The 14,453-nt window shown below is 45.1% G+C and carries 14 protein-coding genes; 6 read left to right on the top strand and 8 right to left on the bottom strand.

What is annotated here, in order from left to right; genetic code table 11:
- Nucleotides 1–4 precede the first annotated feature (4 nt).
- The 3 genes from FHS60_RS05150 to mtaB all read right to left on the bottom strand — a co-directional run bounded on the left by FHS60_RS05150 (nt 5) and on the right by mtaB (nt 3,203).
- Nucleotides 5–724, bottom strand: coding sequence for an SAM-dependent methyltransferase (locus FHS60_RS05150; protein WP_183695936.1), 720 nt, complete (start codon nt 722–724; stop codon nt 5–7).
- Nucleotides 725–756: 32 nt separating this feature from the next.
- Nucleotides 757–1,800, bottom strand: a complete 1,044-nt coding sequence (locus FHS60_RS05145; protein WP_183695933.1) for a glycosyltransferase family 2 protein — start codon at nt 1,798–1,800, stop codon at nt 757–759.
- A 65-nt stretch (nt 1,801–1,865) separates the two neighbouring features.
- The gene (gene mtaB, locus FHS60_RS05140; RefSeq protein WP_183695930.1) at nt 1,866–3,203 is read right to left on the bottom strand and encodes a tRNA (N(6)-L-threonylcarbamoyladenosine(37)-C(2))-methylthiotransferase MtaB; all 1,338 of its coding nucleotides are present in this window, start codon (nt 3,201–3,203) and stop codon (nt 1,866–1,868) included.
- Nucleotides 3,204–3,454: 251 nt separating this feature from the next.
- Between mtaB and FHS60_RS05135 the strand changes: the two genes are divergently transcribed.
- Nucleotides 3,455–3,655 carry a hypothetical protein gene (locus FHS60_RS05135; protein ID WP_183695927.1) on the top strand — a complete coding sequence of 67 codons (201 nt, stop codon included), beginning with the start codon at nt 3,455–3,457 and terminating at the stop codon, nt 3,653–3,655.
- 240 nt (nt 3,656–3,895) lie between these two features.
- Here FHS60_RS05135 and FHS60_RS05130 read toward each other — a convergent pair whose 3' ends face one another.
- Complete coding sequence (locus tag FHS60_RS05130) at nt 3,896–4,363, bottom strand: Lrp/AsnC family transcriptional regulator (RefSeq protein WP_183695924.1); 468 nt, start codon at nt 4,361–4,363, stop codon at nt 3,896–3,898.
- Between the two features lie 242 nt (nt 4,364–4,605).
- On the opposite strand from FHS60_RS05130, the gene FHS60_RS05125 reads away from it, so the two are divergent.
- Nucleotides 4,606–5,889, top strand: a complete 1,284-nt coding sequence (locus FHS60_RS05125; RefSeq protein WP_009346862.1) for an O-acetylhomoserine aminocarboxypropyltransferase/cysteine synthase family protein — start codon at nt 4,606–4,608, stop codon at nt 5,887–5,889.
- A 108-nt stretch (nt 5,890–5,997) separates the two neighbouring features.
- Here the strand turns inward: FHS60_RS05125 and FHS60_RS05120 are convergent, their stop codons facing one another.
- Nucleotides 5,998–6,561, bottom strand: coding sequence for a DUF4738 domain-containing protein (locus FHS60_RS05120; protein WP_183695920.1), 564 nt, complete (start codon nt 6,559–6,561; stop codon nt 5,998–6,000).
- 127 nt (nt 6,562–6,688) lie between these two features.
- Between FHS60_RS05120 and FHS60_RS05115 the strand changes: the two genes are divergently transcribed.
- A complete protein-coding gene (locus FHS60_RS05115) occupies nt 6,689–7,144 on the top strand; it encodes a DUF4488 domain-containing protein (protein ID WP_183695917.1) in 456 nt (151 codons plus the stop codon).
- Nucleotides 7,145–7,286: 142 nt separating this feature from the next.
- Here FHS60_RS05115 and FHS60_RS05110 read toward each other — a convergent pair whose 3' ends face one another.
- Nucleotides 7,287–8,033 carry an acyl-[acyl-carrier-protein] thioesterase gene (locus FHS60_RS05110; RefSeq protein WP_183695914.1) on the bottom strand — a complete coding sequence of 249 codons (747 nt, stop codon included), beginning with the start codon at nt 8,031–8,033 and terminating at the stop codon, nt 7,287–7,289.
- A 224-nt stretch (nt 8,034–8,257) separates the two neighbouring features.
- Here FHS60_RS05110 and FHS60_RS05105 point away from each other — a divergent pair, with 224 nt between their 5' ends.
- Complete coding sequence (locus FHS60_RS05105) at nt 8,258–10,456, top strand: S9 family peptidase (protein WP_183695911.1); 2,199 nt, start codon at nt 8,258–8,260, stop codon at nt 10,454–10,456.
- A gap of 608 nt (nt 10,457–11,064) precedes the next feature.
- Here FHS60_RS05105 and FHS60_RS05100 read toward each other — a convergent pair.
- Nucleotides 11,065–11,772, bottom strand: a complete 708-nt coding sequence (locus FHS60_RS05100) for a DUF4230 domain-containing protein (RefSeq protein WP_183695908.1) — start codon at nt 11,770–11,772, stop codon at nt 11,065–11,067.
- Nucleotides 11,773–11,778: 6 nt separating this feature from the next.
- Complete coding sequence (locus tag FHS60_RS05095; protein ID WP_244957439.1) at nt 11,779–12,507, bottom strand: DUF4230 domain-containing protein; 729 nt, start codon at nt 12,505–12,507, stop codon at nt 11,779–11,781.
- Nucleotides 12,508–12,709: 202 nt separating this feature from the next.
- Here FHS60_RS05095 and FHS60_RS05090 point away from each other — a divergent pair, with 202 nt between their 5' ends.
- Both FHS60_RS05090 and lptE read left to right on the top strand, forming a co-directional pair.
- Complete coding sequence (locus FHS60_RS05090) at nt 12,710–13,933, top strand: sigma-54 interaction domain-containing protein (RefSeq protein WP_183695905.1); 1,224 nt, start codon at nt 12,710–12,712, stop codon at nt 13,931–13,933.
- A complete protein-coding gene (gene lptE, locus FHS60_RS05085) occupies nt 13,917–14,438 on the top strand; it encodes an LPS assembly lipoprotein LptE (protein WP_183695902.1) in 522 nt (173 codons plus the stop codon). Before FHS60_RS05090 ends, lptE begins: the two co-directional genes overlap by 17 nt.
- Nucleotides 14,439–14,453: the final 15 nt, after the last annotated feature.

Genomic DNA, 14,453 nt, shown 5'->3' with positions numbered 1-14,453 from the left:
GGACTTACCGCGCATAGATTGCAAAGATAGCCGGAATTTTAGCCAGCTCGGGAAGGCCACTCTGTTTCCACTGCTTGAGTGTCTGCGTCCTTATCCACTCCTGCTCTGTTGTTATACCTGCTGCCAAACAGAGCCGCGTTGTTGGCGAACAAGCACGGAGAATATCATCGAACATCTTCTTGTTACGATAAGGCGTTTCGATGAACAGCTGCGTTTGATGCTCGCGCCGTGAAACCTCCTCTAAATGCTTCAACTTCTTTTGGCGATCGGAAGGATCTATAGGCAGATAGCCATGAAATGCAAAACTCTGCCCATTGAAACCACTGGCCATAACGGCCAAAATGATACTCGAAGGCCCAACAAGCGGAACAACGCGGAGCCCCTCACGCTGCGCAATGGCAACAATATCTGCACCAGGATCAGCCACAGCAGGGCACCCCGCTTCACTGATAACACCTATGCTTTCTCCCTTGCGCAAAGGGGCTAAATAAGAAGCAAACCTATCGACCTCGGCGTGCTTTCCCATGGGATAGAAATGTAGTTCGTCGATATTTATATCGCGATCTACCTGCTTGAGAAAGCGACGAGCTGTGCGGATTTCTTCTACAATGAAATGGCGGATACTGAGAATAACTTCCTTGTTATAGGCAGGAAGCACTTGCTCTATGGGGGTTGCACCTAAGGTGCAGGGAATAAGATATAAGGCTGGAGATGATTTTTCCATACTTTATTTACTAAGAATGAATTACAAGAAATTCAGGAACGAGCTTTCGGAAAAATATCACTAAACTTCTTTTTTCCCTTCGCATAATAGAGCCACAAAAGGCTTTGAGAAATGCGCTCAGGAATGGGGTTAGTATTTCTCTCTGCCTGAATGGCTTTTGCCAAATTTTCTTGGCGCGAGAGTTGGAAATCTGGTTTCAGTCGGTGAAACTCACAGCGCGCATCATAAACAGCTTTAGCGTGTTTCCAACCATCGGTAAGTAGCATTTTTGCAGCTGCCACATAATCAAGAATAGCCCTTATTCGCATGACAGGCTTCAGTTCTGCCTCTGGCAAATTCTTATAAAGCATCAGCAAGTTATTGCGGAAATTGAGAAAAGTTTTACGCGGATGACCAGCATTGAGCGTGCCGCCGCCCACATGATAAACAACGCTCGCGGGCACACACACAAGACTTCGGCCGCGACTACGCAATCGCCAACAGAAATCTATCTCCTCCATGTGGGCAAAGAAACGCGCATCCAGTCCGCCTACTTCGTGCCAATCAACACTACGCACCATCAAGGCAGCTCCAGTAGCCCAAAAGATAGGAGCTATATCATCGTATTGTCCACAGTCTTTCTCTACATCAGCAAAAACTCGACCGCGGCAGAAAGGATAACCATATTTGTCGACAAAGCCACCCGAAGCACCAGCATATTCAAAACTGTCGCGCTCACGTTCCGCCAACAATTTAGGCTGACAAGCGGCCACTTCAGGATGCTTATCCATATAGTTCAACAACGGTTGCAACCAATGCGGCGTTACCTCCACGTCAGAATTTAGCAGCAGATAGTATTCAGCTTCTACCTGCTCTAACGATTTATCATAACCTTCTGCAAAACCATAGTTCTTGTCCAAGAGAATAAGTCGGACGGAAGGAAATTTCTGCTTCAACATTTCAACAGAATCATCTGTTGAACCATTATCAGCAACAATCACTTCGGCTTCTTCACTATTCTTTATCACTGAAGGAAGAAACTTCTGCATCATGGCCGCCCCATTCCAATTCAGAATAACAACTGCAATGCGTGTCATTACGTTCGTATTTGTATAAAACTAAAAGGGACTATTCGGGCAAACTCGAATAGTCCTATACATTCTTATCTCACTGTCAAAGCCTGCCCGTCAGCTGTAAAGCCGCCCAAAGTGACAACCGAAACGGTATTATCGGGCATCTCAACACCTAAAGGCAATTCAACGCGGATATAATTATCTGTAAAACCATGAATGGGATGTCCGGGCTTAGCGTGCTCCCAAAGTACAGGGCGTTCTTTACCTATAAAATTGGAATAGAACGCTTTTCGCTTCTCTTCCGAGAGATTAAGCAAACGCTGGCTGCGTTCACGGCGAGTTTGCGGCGACACCACATAAGGTATCTCCAAAGCCTTTGTACCTGGACGTTCGGAATAGCTGAAAACGTGAAGTTGGGCAATATCCAAACTCTTGATAAACTCATAAGCCTCGTCAAAGAAGTCATCCCTCTCACCGCGCGTACCAACTATAACATCCACACCGATAAAGGCATCAGGAATGGCCGCTTTCACTCGCTCCATCTTCTGACGAAAGAAAGCTGTATCGTAGCGGCGGCGCATCAGCTTGAGAACATCGTCCGAACCACTCTGAAGAGGAATATGGAAATGCGGCATAAAAGCACGCGAGTGAGCACAGAAATCAATAATCTCATCCGTAATCAAATTCGGCTCGATAGAAGAAATACGATAACGCTCAATTCCTTCCACCTGATCTAAAGCCTTAACAAGACTGAAGAAATCTTCGCCCGTAGAACGACCGAAATCTCCGATATTCACACCAGTAATCACTATCTCTTTTCCGCCTTCTGCTGCCACGGCTTCTGCTTGCCCCACTAACGACGCGATAGAACCATTTCGGCTTCGCCCGCGAGCAAAGGGAATGGTACAATAAGTACAATAGTAGTTGCAACCATCTTGCACCTTGATAAAATAGCGAGTGCGATCGCCACGCGAACAACTGGGAACAAATGTTTGTATGTCCTTAGTGGGAACAGCATAGGCCTCGTGAATATTTTCGCCCTGCTCTAAAGCCATGCGTTGGGCTAGTCCTTCTTGCAGATAGTGGATTACATTTCCTTTCTGCTCCATACCCACAACCAAATCCACTCCAGGGAATTTTGCAATCTTTTCGGGCTGCAACTGGGCATAACAGCCTAAAACAACAACAAAAGCTCCGGGATTTTCACGAGTTAGGCGATTGATGGCTTGCCGACACTTATGGTCGGCAACATCTGTAACACTGCAAGTATTTATAATGCAGATATCTGCATGCTCTCCGTCTGCCGCTGGCTCTACCCCCTGTTTACACAGCGCATCACTTAGCGAAGACGTCTCGGCAAAGTTCAGTTTGCAGCCCAATGTTTGATAGGCCGCTTTCTTTCCCTTTAATATATTATATGTATCCAAGGAAATTATCTCTTTTAAATTTCACATGCAAAGATACAATAAAGTTAGCGATTAGGCTGAAAAGGAAAAAACAGCCTCTAATACCCCCATTTTTGCTAGTTGCTAATAGCAAAAATAACTTTTTATTGTTAAAACTGCATTTTTATACAAAAAAAAATACCGAAACTCTTGCATGGATATAAAAAGTCCGTACCTTTGCATCGTTTTAATAAAGGCAATTGATTGTTTTACATTTAAAAAATTCAAAACCAATGAAAAAGTTAGTTTTCATGTTCGTAGCTTTCGCTGCTATCTCTTTCGCTTCTTGCGGTAACAAAACAGACAACAACGCTGCTACTACTGATTCTGATAGCGTATCTGCTGTTGATTCTCTGAACGATTCTACTGCAAATGACAGCACTGTAGCTACTGATTCAGTTAAGGGTGACTCTGTTCAGACTGTTGCTGCTTAAGTAAAGCTACCTACATGGTAAAAAGATCAGCCTTTCAAGCTCAGCTTGAAAGGCTTTTTCGTTGTAAGACCTCCCCTATTTCTTACGAAAAAGAAACGGAGAAATGTTTTTCCACTTCCCCATCTATGCCTAGTCGTGATTATTAGAACACGAAAATATCCTTATTGTGTCAGCTGACGCAATAAGGATGTCAGCCGACAGCCTTATTGTATTTGAGAATACAATAAAGATGCTGAGGGCTTAGAAGTACAAGCCATAACTTTGTTTGATTTCTTCCATCACGAAAGTACTTTCGATGGAACCTAAGCTTTCTATTCCGCCCAGCGTATTGATGACAAACGACTGGTAAGCACGCATATCTGTGGCATGAACCTTGAGTAGATAGTCATAATTACCAGAGATATTATAACATTCTGACACTTCTGGAATACCTTTAATGACATCTACAAAATTTCGCGCAATGTCGCGATTCATCTGTTTGAGCTTCACTTGACAGAATACCGTAAATCCCTGATTAAGCTTTTCCGCATCAAGAATCGCAATATATTTCTTAATAATGCCATCACGTTCCAAGCGTTTTAAGCGCTCAAACACGGGAGTTGTCGAAAGATTTACTTCTTGAGCAAGCTCTTTTGTCGTCATCCGTGCATTCTGCTGCAAAACGCGCAAAAGCTGCAAGTCGGTCTTGTCTAATTTGTCCGTTCCCATTCTGTTTTCTTTTTAATGTCCATTAGAGCAAGCAATCCTTCACCTTATTTCTCTATACTGCAAAAAGAATAAAATTCTATTCAGATAGGAAGAAAAATAAGGAGACTTACTCGTTTTCCTTTTCAAGAGCACAAATATAGTATGATATTTCAAATTAACAAAACCGCTTGGTATATATTTCTATTATTATATATCTTTGCAGTCAGAACAAAAAAGCAGAACAAAAAAGAAACACAATAATTATGAGTAACAAAAAATGGCATTTTGAGACGCTTCAGCTTCATGTAGGACAGGAGCAAGCCGACCCCACGAGCGATAGTCGTGCTGTACCTATTTATCAAACATCTGCATACGTTTTTCACGACTTCCAACACGCTGTAGATCTCTTCACACTCAGCAAAGCAGGTAATATTTACGGCCGTTTGAATAATACGACACAAGGCATTTTTGAAGAACGCATGTCTGCCCTTGAGGGCGGTGTTGGTGCTTTGGCCTTGGCGTCTGGAGCAGCAGCTGTAAGCTACTCCATCATCAATATAGCCAACCAAGGCGACCACATCGTGGCATCTAATACAATCTACGGTGGAACTTACAACCTCCTAGAGCATACGCTGCGCCGTTTCGGAATTTCTACAACTTTTGTAGATTCAGACGACTTAGAGGCTTTTGAGAAAGCAATTCAGCCCAACACAAAACTCATATTCATCGAGACGCTGGGCAATCCCAATTCAAACATTGCAAATATCGAAGCTACGGCCGATATTGCACATCGCAACGGAATACCCCTCGTGATTGACAACACGTTTGGCACTCCCTATCTGATACGTCCTATCGAGCATGGAGCAGATATTGTTATCCACAGTGCCACAAAGTTTATCGGTGGGCATGGTACTTCTATGGGCGGTGTGATCGTTGATGGCGGTACTTTCAACTGGGCAAAGAGCGATAAATTTCCTCAATTCACTGATCCAGATCCTTCATATCATGGCCTGAAGTTTGGAGAAATTCCCGCCCCCTTCGTGACACGCGTCCGCGCACTCATATTGCGCGACACAGGAGCTGCCATTAGTCCGTTCAACGCTTGGGCACTTCTTCAAGGGCTTGAAACTCTTTCCTTGCGCGTAGAGCGTCATGTCGAAAACACGCTAAAGGTTGTGGATTTTCTCCAGCAACATCCGTTGGTGGAGAAGGTGAATCACCCAAGTTTGGCGGAACACCCCAACCACGATCTCTATCAGCGCTACTTCCCGAAAGGAGCTGGCAGCATCTTTACCTTTGAAATCAAAGGCGGAAAAAAGGCTGCACAGCAATTCATCGATAGTTTGCAGATTTTCTCATTAGTGGCCAACGTAGCAGATCTAAAATCGCTTGTCATTCATCCCGCTACAACCACTCATTCGCAGGAAACGCCAGAGGAACAAGCCAGTCAAGGCATTTTCCCAGGTACTATCCGCCTCAGCATCGGTACGGAACACATCGACGACCTTATCACTGACCTCCAACAGGCCTTTGATAACGTAAAATAAAAGCAGAAAACTTACGATTCCATAGCAGAGAGGATTCTGTCCAACCACAAGGGCGGAGACAGAATCCTCTTTCTTGTTCAAAATAATAAAGATATGGTGCAATAACTTTTAGTCCATGCCCTCCATGTCGGTTTTCGTTGTCACTTGATTGGACACACTACGGATTGCGACAGAGCCATCAAGAGAAACACTTACAGAAAAAGCTGGGCCTTCACCATCCAATCCTGGCTGGCCTATTTGTGCTCCCAACACAATAGTCTGCGCTGAAGAATGTTCCCTATCAAGCGCCATTCCCTGCATGACATCGCAAGCGGCATCAGTAGCCGAAATTTTATCAGCAAAGTCTTTCTTCGTAAACGTTCTTGCAAACATTTCTTCGCCGTCGCGCACAATGCGCACATCCACCTTATTGTCGTAGAAAACTACATCCGTCTCGTCTTTGATAGTAGGCAAACTTTTATCCGTTTGTCGGTTCGTTGTAATTTCAAACACGTGGCCTCCGATGCGCAACGTATCGGTGCGATTAAGCGGAGTAGTTGATTCGTTAACACCTCCCGTTGTAGCTGCCGCTAAAGACTTTGGAGTTGCATCTGCTTCTGTCTTATTCTTTTTGCCGCAACTGGCAATCGTTAACAATGCAAGACAAGAAGCAATAAGAAGTATTTTTTTCATTTCAACACTGAAATTTATTTGTGCAGACAAAGTTATAAGATTTTACTGAAAAAAGATAAGCGAAAATTGTAATACCACCGAAATACTTGTACATTTGCACAAAATATCAACCTAAACACAGTTAATCATGAACAAATTTAGACACATTATCCTCTCGTTAGCCTTCATCGTAGGACTCACGGCCTATGCGCAACATTCTCACCCATTGCTCGGCATTTGGCAACAAGAAATGATCACGCAAGAAGGCAACCGCATACTGATTCCTGTATGGAAAATCATCAGCGGTGATGGGACGTTCAGCGTCATTCTTATGACCAACAAAGATGGGCGTACTGTACAGACTATTGAGGGAAGCTACGTTATCAACTCGGATAATACTTACACCGAGCAAGTCAAGACCAATGTTTTCGACCCTCAGCAGAAGAATACTACAAATACCTTGAACTACTCCTTTGATACGCCTGACCGACTACGCGTTGCATACCACTTACAAGGTAGAAACGGACCTGCTACAGAATCTTGGGTACGTGTCAAACTGGAGAATCCATTTGGCCAAAGCGATAAAGAACCAAGTAAAAAGTAATTAAGCAACTAAGAAGAAAGAAGTCCCACTAATCTCAAATTACTTATGAGATAAAGAGGAACTATCTTTTGCTTTTCAAAGACATATTTATGAAACAAAAGGAGGAAGCTGGCAGAGATGCTAACTTCCTCCTTCTATTTTTCTAAAGAGCAGCTGTTTCGATTTCCGCTCTTACTATAACGGCATCCCCCTTGCGAATTTCCACATCGCAAACGTTCTCATTTCTATCCTCTCTAAAGAGTAGCAACGTGTCGCCGCAATAACTCTCATTGCAGAACTGAAGTTCTATGCGACGTATTTGATGTGTGCGATGAAAGTCGGCTGAAAAGAGATTGAGAATCATTTCCAAATAGCGCATTGAATTGACATGTCCGTTAATATCCAAGTCGCTAAAACCAGCTCGATACTGATAAACGGGCTCTTCACTCTTCACTCTGACGCGCCCTGCCCCAGAGATGGGGAAATCATCCTTGGGTAGAAGAACAGAACTAAAGCCACCATCGGGAAGTTTCTCCAAATCGATGGGCTGCCGCGTTTTGTAGTCGATAGCTGCCCAAATGCTGAAACCATATCCCATCGGTTCACCGCTTTCTGCCTCCAAGCGGAAGAGACGTTCCGTAAATTGGCGATACACCTTTGTCACCCACGTTGAGATAGTATAATGTTCAAGCGTTTTCGGGCGATCTTCAAATGTTAGCACTAAGCGCGAGAGCACCCAAACGAGATTTTGCTCAATGAGTTGCTCATAGCCAAAGCCATGTGCCGTAGCGTGCATACCAGCACAACGCAAAATCTGATTTCCTAAGAAACTCAGGCTTACATGTCCCGTGGCATCTTCTGTATAAGGCTCCACACAGAAGCCGTAACGGCCTATATTTTCATTTTCCATAACTGCTTTTTTGAAGATGTAGAACGAAAAGACGGACAAAACCGCATGTGGTCAAAAGTTCGTTTATCACTCCTCGTCGCAGGCACTTGCGAACCTCCAACTTGTCCTATACCACTGATTTACTACTTTGCAAAGTTAAGAAAAAGTATTAACTTCGCAAACGTAATTCTTTACGAGCAGAAAGGCTCTCACCATTCTGTTTGAACCCTGAAACATAAACACTTATGAACAAATTACTCGTACTGGCCACTTGTGCTATTCTTTCCGTAGGCAACCTTGCAGCACAGAGCGAACCGCTCAATCTGAAGGACATCACGTCTGGTCGCTACTACGCGCACCGCATTTATGGTGTGCGCCCTGCCAATGATGGCAACAGCTACACTCAACTTTCGGAAGACTCTCGCCGCATCATTCGCCGCTCTTTTAAGAATGGCGAGGAAATCGGTACGCTCTTCAATGCCAGCACAGCCCGTGGGCCCATCAAAGTGGAGCACATCGACGGCTATATCATGTCACCTGACGAAAGTCGCATCCTGCTTCAGACAAAAACGAAAAGCATCTATCGCCGCTCGTTCACAGCCGAATACTACATCTTCGACGTTAAAAACAATCGTTTCACCCATCTGAGCGAAGGCGGCCCGCAGCAAGTGCCCGTTTTCTCCCCCGACGGAACGATGATTGCCTTTGCGCGCGAGAACAACCTTTTCCTCGTCAAACTACTCTTCGACAACGCCGAGAGCCAAATTACGAAAGATGGAAAATTCAACGAGGTACTCAATGGCATCCCTGATTGGGTCAACGAGGAAGAGTTCTCCACAAATTGTAGTTTCACTTTCTCGGCCGACAGCAAAATGCTGGCGTGGATTCGCTATGATGAAAGCAAAGTGCCCATCTATTCTATCCAAGAATTCAAGGGCTCTCACCCCACTCTCAAGCAATACGACGAATACCCAGGTACATACGACTACAAATATCCTGTTGCAGGCGCGAAAAACTCGGAAGTTTCCGTCAAAACCTTTGATATAAAGAATCGCGTAACACGAACGATGGCCGTCCCCGTAGATTCTGACGGTTATATTCCACGCATACAATTCACGAGCGACCCAGACCGTCTGGCTGTGGTCACACTCAACCGCCATCAGGACAGAATGGACATCTATATGGTCAATCCGCGTTCAACAGAAGCCAAACTGGCTCTGCGCGAGAATGGCACTAAATATATTCAAGAGAGTGCCTATGACGCTTTGACATTCTATCCTGGACAATTCACGTTTATCTCCGACCGCACCGGCTACCAGCACGTTTATCTCTACAATCTCAACGGACAACTCGTGCGGCCTCTCACGCAAGGCAACTATGACGTAACGACTTTCTACGGCTATGACCCGAAGACGGGCAACTGCTATTATCAGTCGGCACAGGAAAGCCCACTGCGCCGCTCGGTTTACATGAACGACAAAAACGGACGTACGCGTAAACTCTCCACTGAAACGGGCACGAACAGCGCTACCTTCTCCAAAAACTTCAACTACTTTATGAACGTGTGGTCAAACAGCACTACGCCCTATGTCACCACCCTGCGCGATGGCAACGGAAAGACACTGTCCACACTTTTGGACAACAAAGAGTTGAAAGAAAAGGTGGCATCCTTCACGGGCCAGCAGGAGTTCTTCACCTTCACTACGAGCGAAGGCGTTCAGCTCAATGGCTGGATGCAGAAACCTAAGAATTTCGATGCCACAAAGAAGTATCCCGTCATCATGTACCAATATAGCGGCCCTGGCTCTCAAGAAGTGGCCGACAACTGGAAGATAGGCTTCAGCGGAGGCGGTATTTGGGAAAGCTACATGAACGAGCAGGGCTACATCTTCGTCATCGTCGACGGACGCGGCACAGGTGCTCGCGGCTCTGAGTTTGAAAAATGCACCTATCTGAAACTTGGCGAACTGGAGTCCAAAGATCAGGTTGAGGCAGCGCAGTATTTGGGCACACTCCCCTATGTTGACAAAAACCGCATCGGCATCTGGGGCTGGAGTTTCGGCGGATTTAACACACTCATGGCCATGAGCGAAGGCCGCCCCGTATTCAAAGCTGGCGTAGCTGTGGCTGCTCCCACCAATTGGAAGTACTACGACACGGTTTACACAGAGCGATATATGCGCACTCCAAAAGAAAACGAAGGCTACAATATCAACCCGATCAACCGCGTAGAGAAACTCCACGGCAATCTCTTGTTGATTCACGGAACGGCCGATGATAATGTCCACTACCGCAATTGTGCTGAATGGGCAGAGGCAGCTGTTCAAGCCAACAAGCAATTCCAAATGCAAATCTATACGAACCGAAATCATTTCATTTCAGGCGGAAACACACGCCTCCACTTGATGACACGCATTTCCGAGTTCTTCAAGACCAATCTCTAAAATGTGCAGACCGGCAGAACTAAGCTACAATTCAGTAGCAGCCTGCCCAACTTCCACACATCCATTCTATCCACAATGCCTCTTGAGCATTGTGGATTTTTCTTTTTCATAAACAACAGTTTCCTACACACAGCAAACCGCACATTTATCATAGCGTGAAGAAGAAACGCTTTTATCAATAATATTCGCATTCTACGCCTCCGAGAATGCCGCGAAATCCAACATTTCTGCCAGCAACTCGAAAAAACGCAAATTTGAAACACCACTAAAAAGGAGCTTTTTCTAATTTCTATACTACAAATTTTATTTTCTCCTTGAGAAATTAAAAATACAATAAGGGAAATTTCAAATACAATAAGGCTATCGGCTGACATCCTTATTGTATCAGCCGACAGAATAAGGAGAAAAACGCCCAACTAAAAGAAAAACCACACTATTTTTATGTTATAAAGCATAAAAAACAAAGAAAAATCTAATAAGGACTATCCCGTCAAAGCCTTTCTTGCAGCAATTCATCTATCCGAGAGCGCCACTCGCCCTCTATATTGAGAAACCTGTATGTAAATTTATCGGACAGTAAAAAAACAGCACGCGTCCAATTCTATTAGTTAGTTGAAGCGCACACCATATTGAATAATGACAAACTTAAAGCCGAAGTTGAAAAACATTTGACTGAAATGTGCCGTAGAGTTTCGGCGAGCAGTCAGCAAATTAGCCTTTGTGAGGCAGCGTTTCAGCATTTGAGTTCTAGCTTTCTGGTAGAGACTTTCGCGCTCTGCAGCAGTCCATGTACCCGACTCATAGAATGTGCGCGTGCGCGCCTCATCAATAAAATGATTATCGAGGAGTCCCACGGCGGGTAAGTTGAGAACGGCGGTATCTCCTTTGGCCGTAAACCAATGGTCGGGAGCTTTCGCCATATCCACGCCTAAACGAAGCGTGCCACTATAGATGGCGGACAATTGGGATACTGACAGTGCGTTCTTTTTATAGAGCTCGGCCATCTCTTCGGTTTCAATAGAAAGAAATTCCCATTGCTCAATATTGCGAATGGCTCGAATTTCTTCGGGCGTCACATCTATCGTTGTCGATTTCTCCAGGCGTAGACTGGCAAGCTTATTACCGCTGTTTCTTTCATCGCGGCATTGACGGAAAAATATGGCAGCCACTACGAGGCAAACCATAATGAGCCATATTTGCCAGCCTTTTATCATTGTGTAGACTACAAACTGCAAAAAATAGACAAGTTTGTCCCAAACTTTTTTGCATATCTTGCCGAAGCTAGATGCTTGCGGACGATTATCAAGTTCATTCATAGCGGATTATTGCAAACGTTGGACGGTGATGTTCTTTTGTAGCGATTCGGGCGTGAGGTCGTGACGGAAAGAAATAGTGGCTTTGTGCTCCGTATAGCCCATTCGGTGGAGCATGGGAAGCAAGATGCGCGCCGCCCCAGTCTGCGCCGAAGCAAGAATGGCGGCTTTGTCCATGTGGCTAACAATGCTATCCTCACCTTGGCGGGCAAAGCTCATCATCTCTTGGTCTGAAAATCGCGAGCGGAGGGGATCAATATATTGTCGAACAGCTGCATGATCGATTTTGGAGGCTGTGACAACAATTTGAGGGTCGGGAAGCACAATGACAATCCCCGAATCGGAACGCTCAATATTGGCTTGGCTGAATGAAGCAAAGTCAATATAAGCCTTCACAGAGACATCGATCGGTATCGCTATCTTGCGCTCTCCCAAACGCGTAGGTATTGAGAAATTTGCCGAACCCAAATTTCCAGCGATTCGGGGCTCATCGCTGTAAGTTACAATCTTATGATATTGGTACTCCGTGGTGTAGAGCCGCACACAATTACTAATCTGACGCACAAGAAGAGCAGTCGTATCCACTTTTACTGTGTCGGACGCTTTCTCTGCTGCACTGTTTTTCTCTCCTTTTCCGCAGGCGGAAAGAAAAGAGAGGAGCAACAAAAGACAAAAGACAGCAGAAAGGATGCCTGTTGGACCCTTACAGCCGTCTTCTCTATTTCCATATACCATCATTGTTTTATCCTTTATATACGGTGCAAAATTAGATATCTTTTGACGAACAAGAGCCCGCTTCCTTATTTTATTTTCCAAAACAAAGGGACACAAGTAAGAAAGAGATACGTTCACTGAAATTTACCATCTGCCCAAAAATCAGCAAAAGGAAACGATAGGTTTATTGATTATTGCTTAACTTTGTACTCCAATTTCGACTAATATGAACGAAGGCCAACTTCAAAAAATCAAACAGCGCTATAATATCGTGGGCAACGACGAAGGCTTGAATAGAGCCATCGATGTGGCGCTCAAGATTGCCCCCGTCGATCTTTCGGTCCTCATCCAAGGCGAGAATGGCGTGGGTAAAGAGGTTTTCCCCCGCATCATTCACGACCATAGTACACGCAAGACGAAGAAATATTTTGCCGTGAACTGTGGAGCTATCCCTGAAGGCACTATTGATTCCGAACTCTTCGGACATGAAAAAGGAGCTTTTACGGGAGCAATCGAGAAGCGTGAGGGATATTTCAGTGTGGCCAATGGTGGTACGCTCTTCCTTGATGAAGTGGGCGAACTGCCTTTGCAGACCCAAGCGCGCCTACTGCGTGTATTGGAAACCGGCGAATATATCCCCGTGGGGGCTAGCGAAGTGAAAAAGACAGACGTGCGCATTGTTGCCGCTACGAATGTTAATATGGAGCGAGCCATCAGAGAAGGTAAATTCCGCGAAGATTTATACTATCGCCTCAATAGTGTATCCATCGCTGTCCCCCCTCTGCGCGAGCGTGGGGAAGATGTAGTACTACTTTTCCGCAAATTTGCGCTGGAGATGAGCGAGAAGTACAAAATGCCGCCCATCCGCCTAATAGAAGAAGCTCGAAACATGATAAAGGCCTACTCGTGGCCTGGAAACGTGCGGCAGCTAAAGAACATTGCCGAAAATATGTCTGTAACGGCAGAAGCAAGAGAGATAACGCCAGAAATCTTACGCACATATCTCCCGGAAGAGCAAAAACACAATCAGCTGGCTGTTGTGGAAAAGAAAAAGGCGGAACGTAGCTTTGAAAACGAACGAGAAATTCTGTATCAGATACTTTTCGATCTTCGACGCGATGTGACAGAACTGAAAAAGGTGGTCAATGAGAATCTCCTGCAAGGAACTGTTCATGGCCGCCAAGAAACAGTGCCGTCAGAGAGTAGTGACATTATGTTGTACCACAAAGATGATCAGCCGATGAAGGTTACTCCCTCCTATTTTGATGATGTGGAAGAAGTGGACGATAATGAAACGCAACAACTCCTCTCGCTGGAAGATCAAGAAAAGCTTTCTATCCAAAAAGCACTGGAACGCTGCGGTGGACATCGTAAACCGGCAGCCGATCAACTGGGAATTTCTGAACGTACGCTCTATCGCAAAATAAAAGATTATGGTTTGGAAAGCTAAACGACATCTGTCAGACCTACTGCTCTGTATGATGCTATTCTTGCTTTCAGCTTGCAGCATCAAATATCAGCTTACTGGAACGTCCATCAACTACGACGTGATCAAGTCTATTCAAATAGATAAAGTTCCGAATCGTGCACCTTATGGTTGGGCACCGATGGAAAGCATGTTCAACAATAAGTTGCAGGACATCTATGCCAATCAGACTCGCCTGCGCCTCGTTAAGCGCGGGGGCGACCTCCATATCTCGGGAGAAATAACAGCATACGACCAGTACAACAAAGCCGTATCTGCTAATGGCTTTGCGTCACAAGTTCAACTGCGCATAACTGTCAATATCCGCTTCCAAAACAACAAGACAAACCAAAGTTGGGAGAAACAATTCTCCGCCACTACTCAATACGATTCCTCACAGCAGTTGGCCACCGTTCAAGAACGTCTGGTAACGGAAATGATTGCCGACCTGACGGATCAGATATTTAACGCCACTGTTGCCGACTGGTAATTCGTCCGTACCTAT

The organism is Alloprevotella rava (assembly GCF_014195585.1).
Taxonomy (GTDB): Bacteria; Bacteroidota; Bacteroidia; order Bacteroidales; family Bacteroidaceae; genus Alloprevotella; species Alloprevotella rava.
Note: the sequence above shows the minus strand (reverse complement) of the source record. Positions and strands in the feature narration are given on the sequence as shown.

Bases quoted from the DNA above. Each gene is read 5' to 3' on its own strand.
- FHS60_RS05115 (WP_183695917.1), top strand. From the start codon at position 6,689: ATGAACAAATTTAGACACATTATCCTCTCGTTAGCCTTCATCGTAGGA.
- FHS60_RS05135 (WP_183695927.1), top strand. From the start codon at position 3,455: ATGAAAAAGTTAGTTTTCATGTTCGTAGCTTTCGCTGCTATCTCTTTC.
- FHS60_RS05105 (WP_183695911.1), top strand. From the start codon at position 8,258: ATGAACAAATTACTCGTACTGGCCACTTGTGCTATTCTTTCCGTAGGC.
- FHS60_RS05110 (WP_183695914.1), bottom strand. From the start codon at position 8,033: ATGGAAAATGAAAATATAGGCCGTTACGGCTTCTGTGTGGAGCCTTAT.
- FHS60_RS05090 (WP_183695905.1), top strand. From the start codon at position 12,710: ATGAACGAAGGCCAACTTCAAAAAATCAAACAGCGCTATAATATCGTG.
- FHS60_RS05125 (WP_009346862.1), top strand. From the start codon at position 4,606: ATGAGTAACAAAAAATGGCATTTTGAGACGCTTCAGCTTCATGTAGGA.
- FHS60_RS05150 (WP_183695936.1), bottom strand. From the start codon at position 724: ATGGAAAAATCATCTCCAGCCTTATATCTTATTCCCTGCACCTTAGGT.
- FHS60_RS05120 (WP_183695920.1), bottom strand. From the start codon at position 6,561: ATGAAAAAAATACTTCTTATTGCTTCTTGTCTTGCATTGTTAACGATT.
- FHS60_RS05100 (WP_183695908.1), bottom strand. From the start codon at position 11,772: ATGAATGAACTTGATAATCGTCCGCAAGCATCTAGCTTCGGCAAGATA.
- lptE (WP_183695902.1), top strand. From the start codon at position 13,917: ATGGTTTGGAAAGCTAAACGACATCTGTCAGACCTACTGCTCTGTATG.
- FHS60_RS05130 (WP_183695924.1), bottom strand. From the start codon at position 4,363: ATGGGAACGGACAAATTAGACAAGACCGACTTGCAGCTTTTGCGCGTT.
- FHS60_RS05095 (WP_244957439.1), bottom strand. From the start codon at position 12,507: ATGATGGTATATGGAAATAGAGAAGACGGCTGTAAGGGTCCAACAGGC.
- FHS60_RS05145 (WP_183695933.1), bottom strand. From the start codon at position 1,800: ATGACACGCATTGCAGTTGTTATTCTGAATTGGAATGGGGCGGCCATG.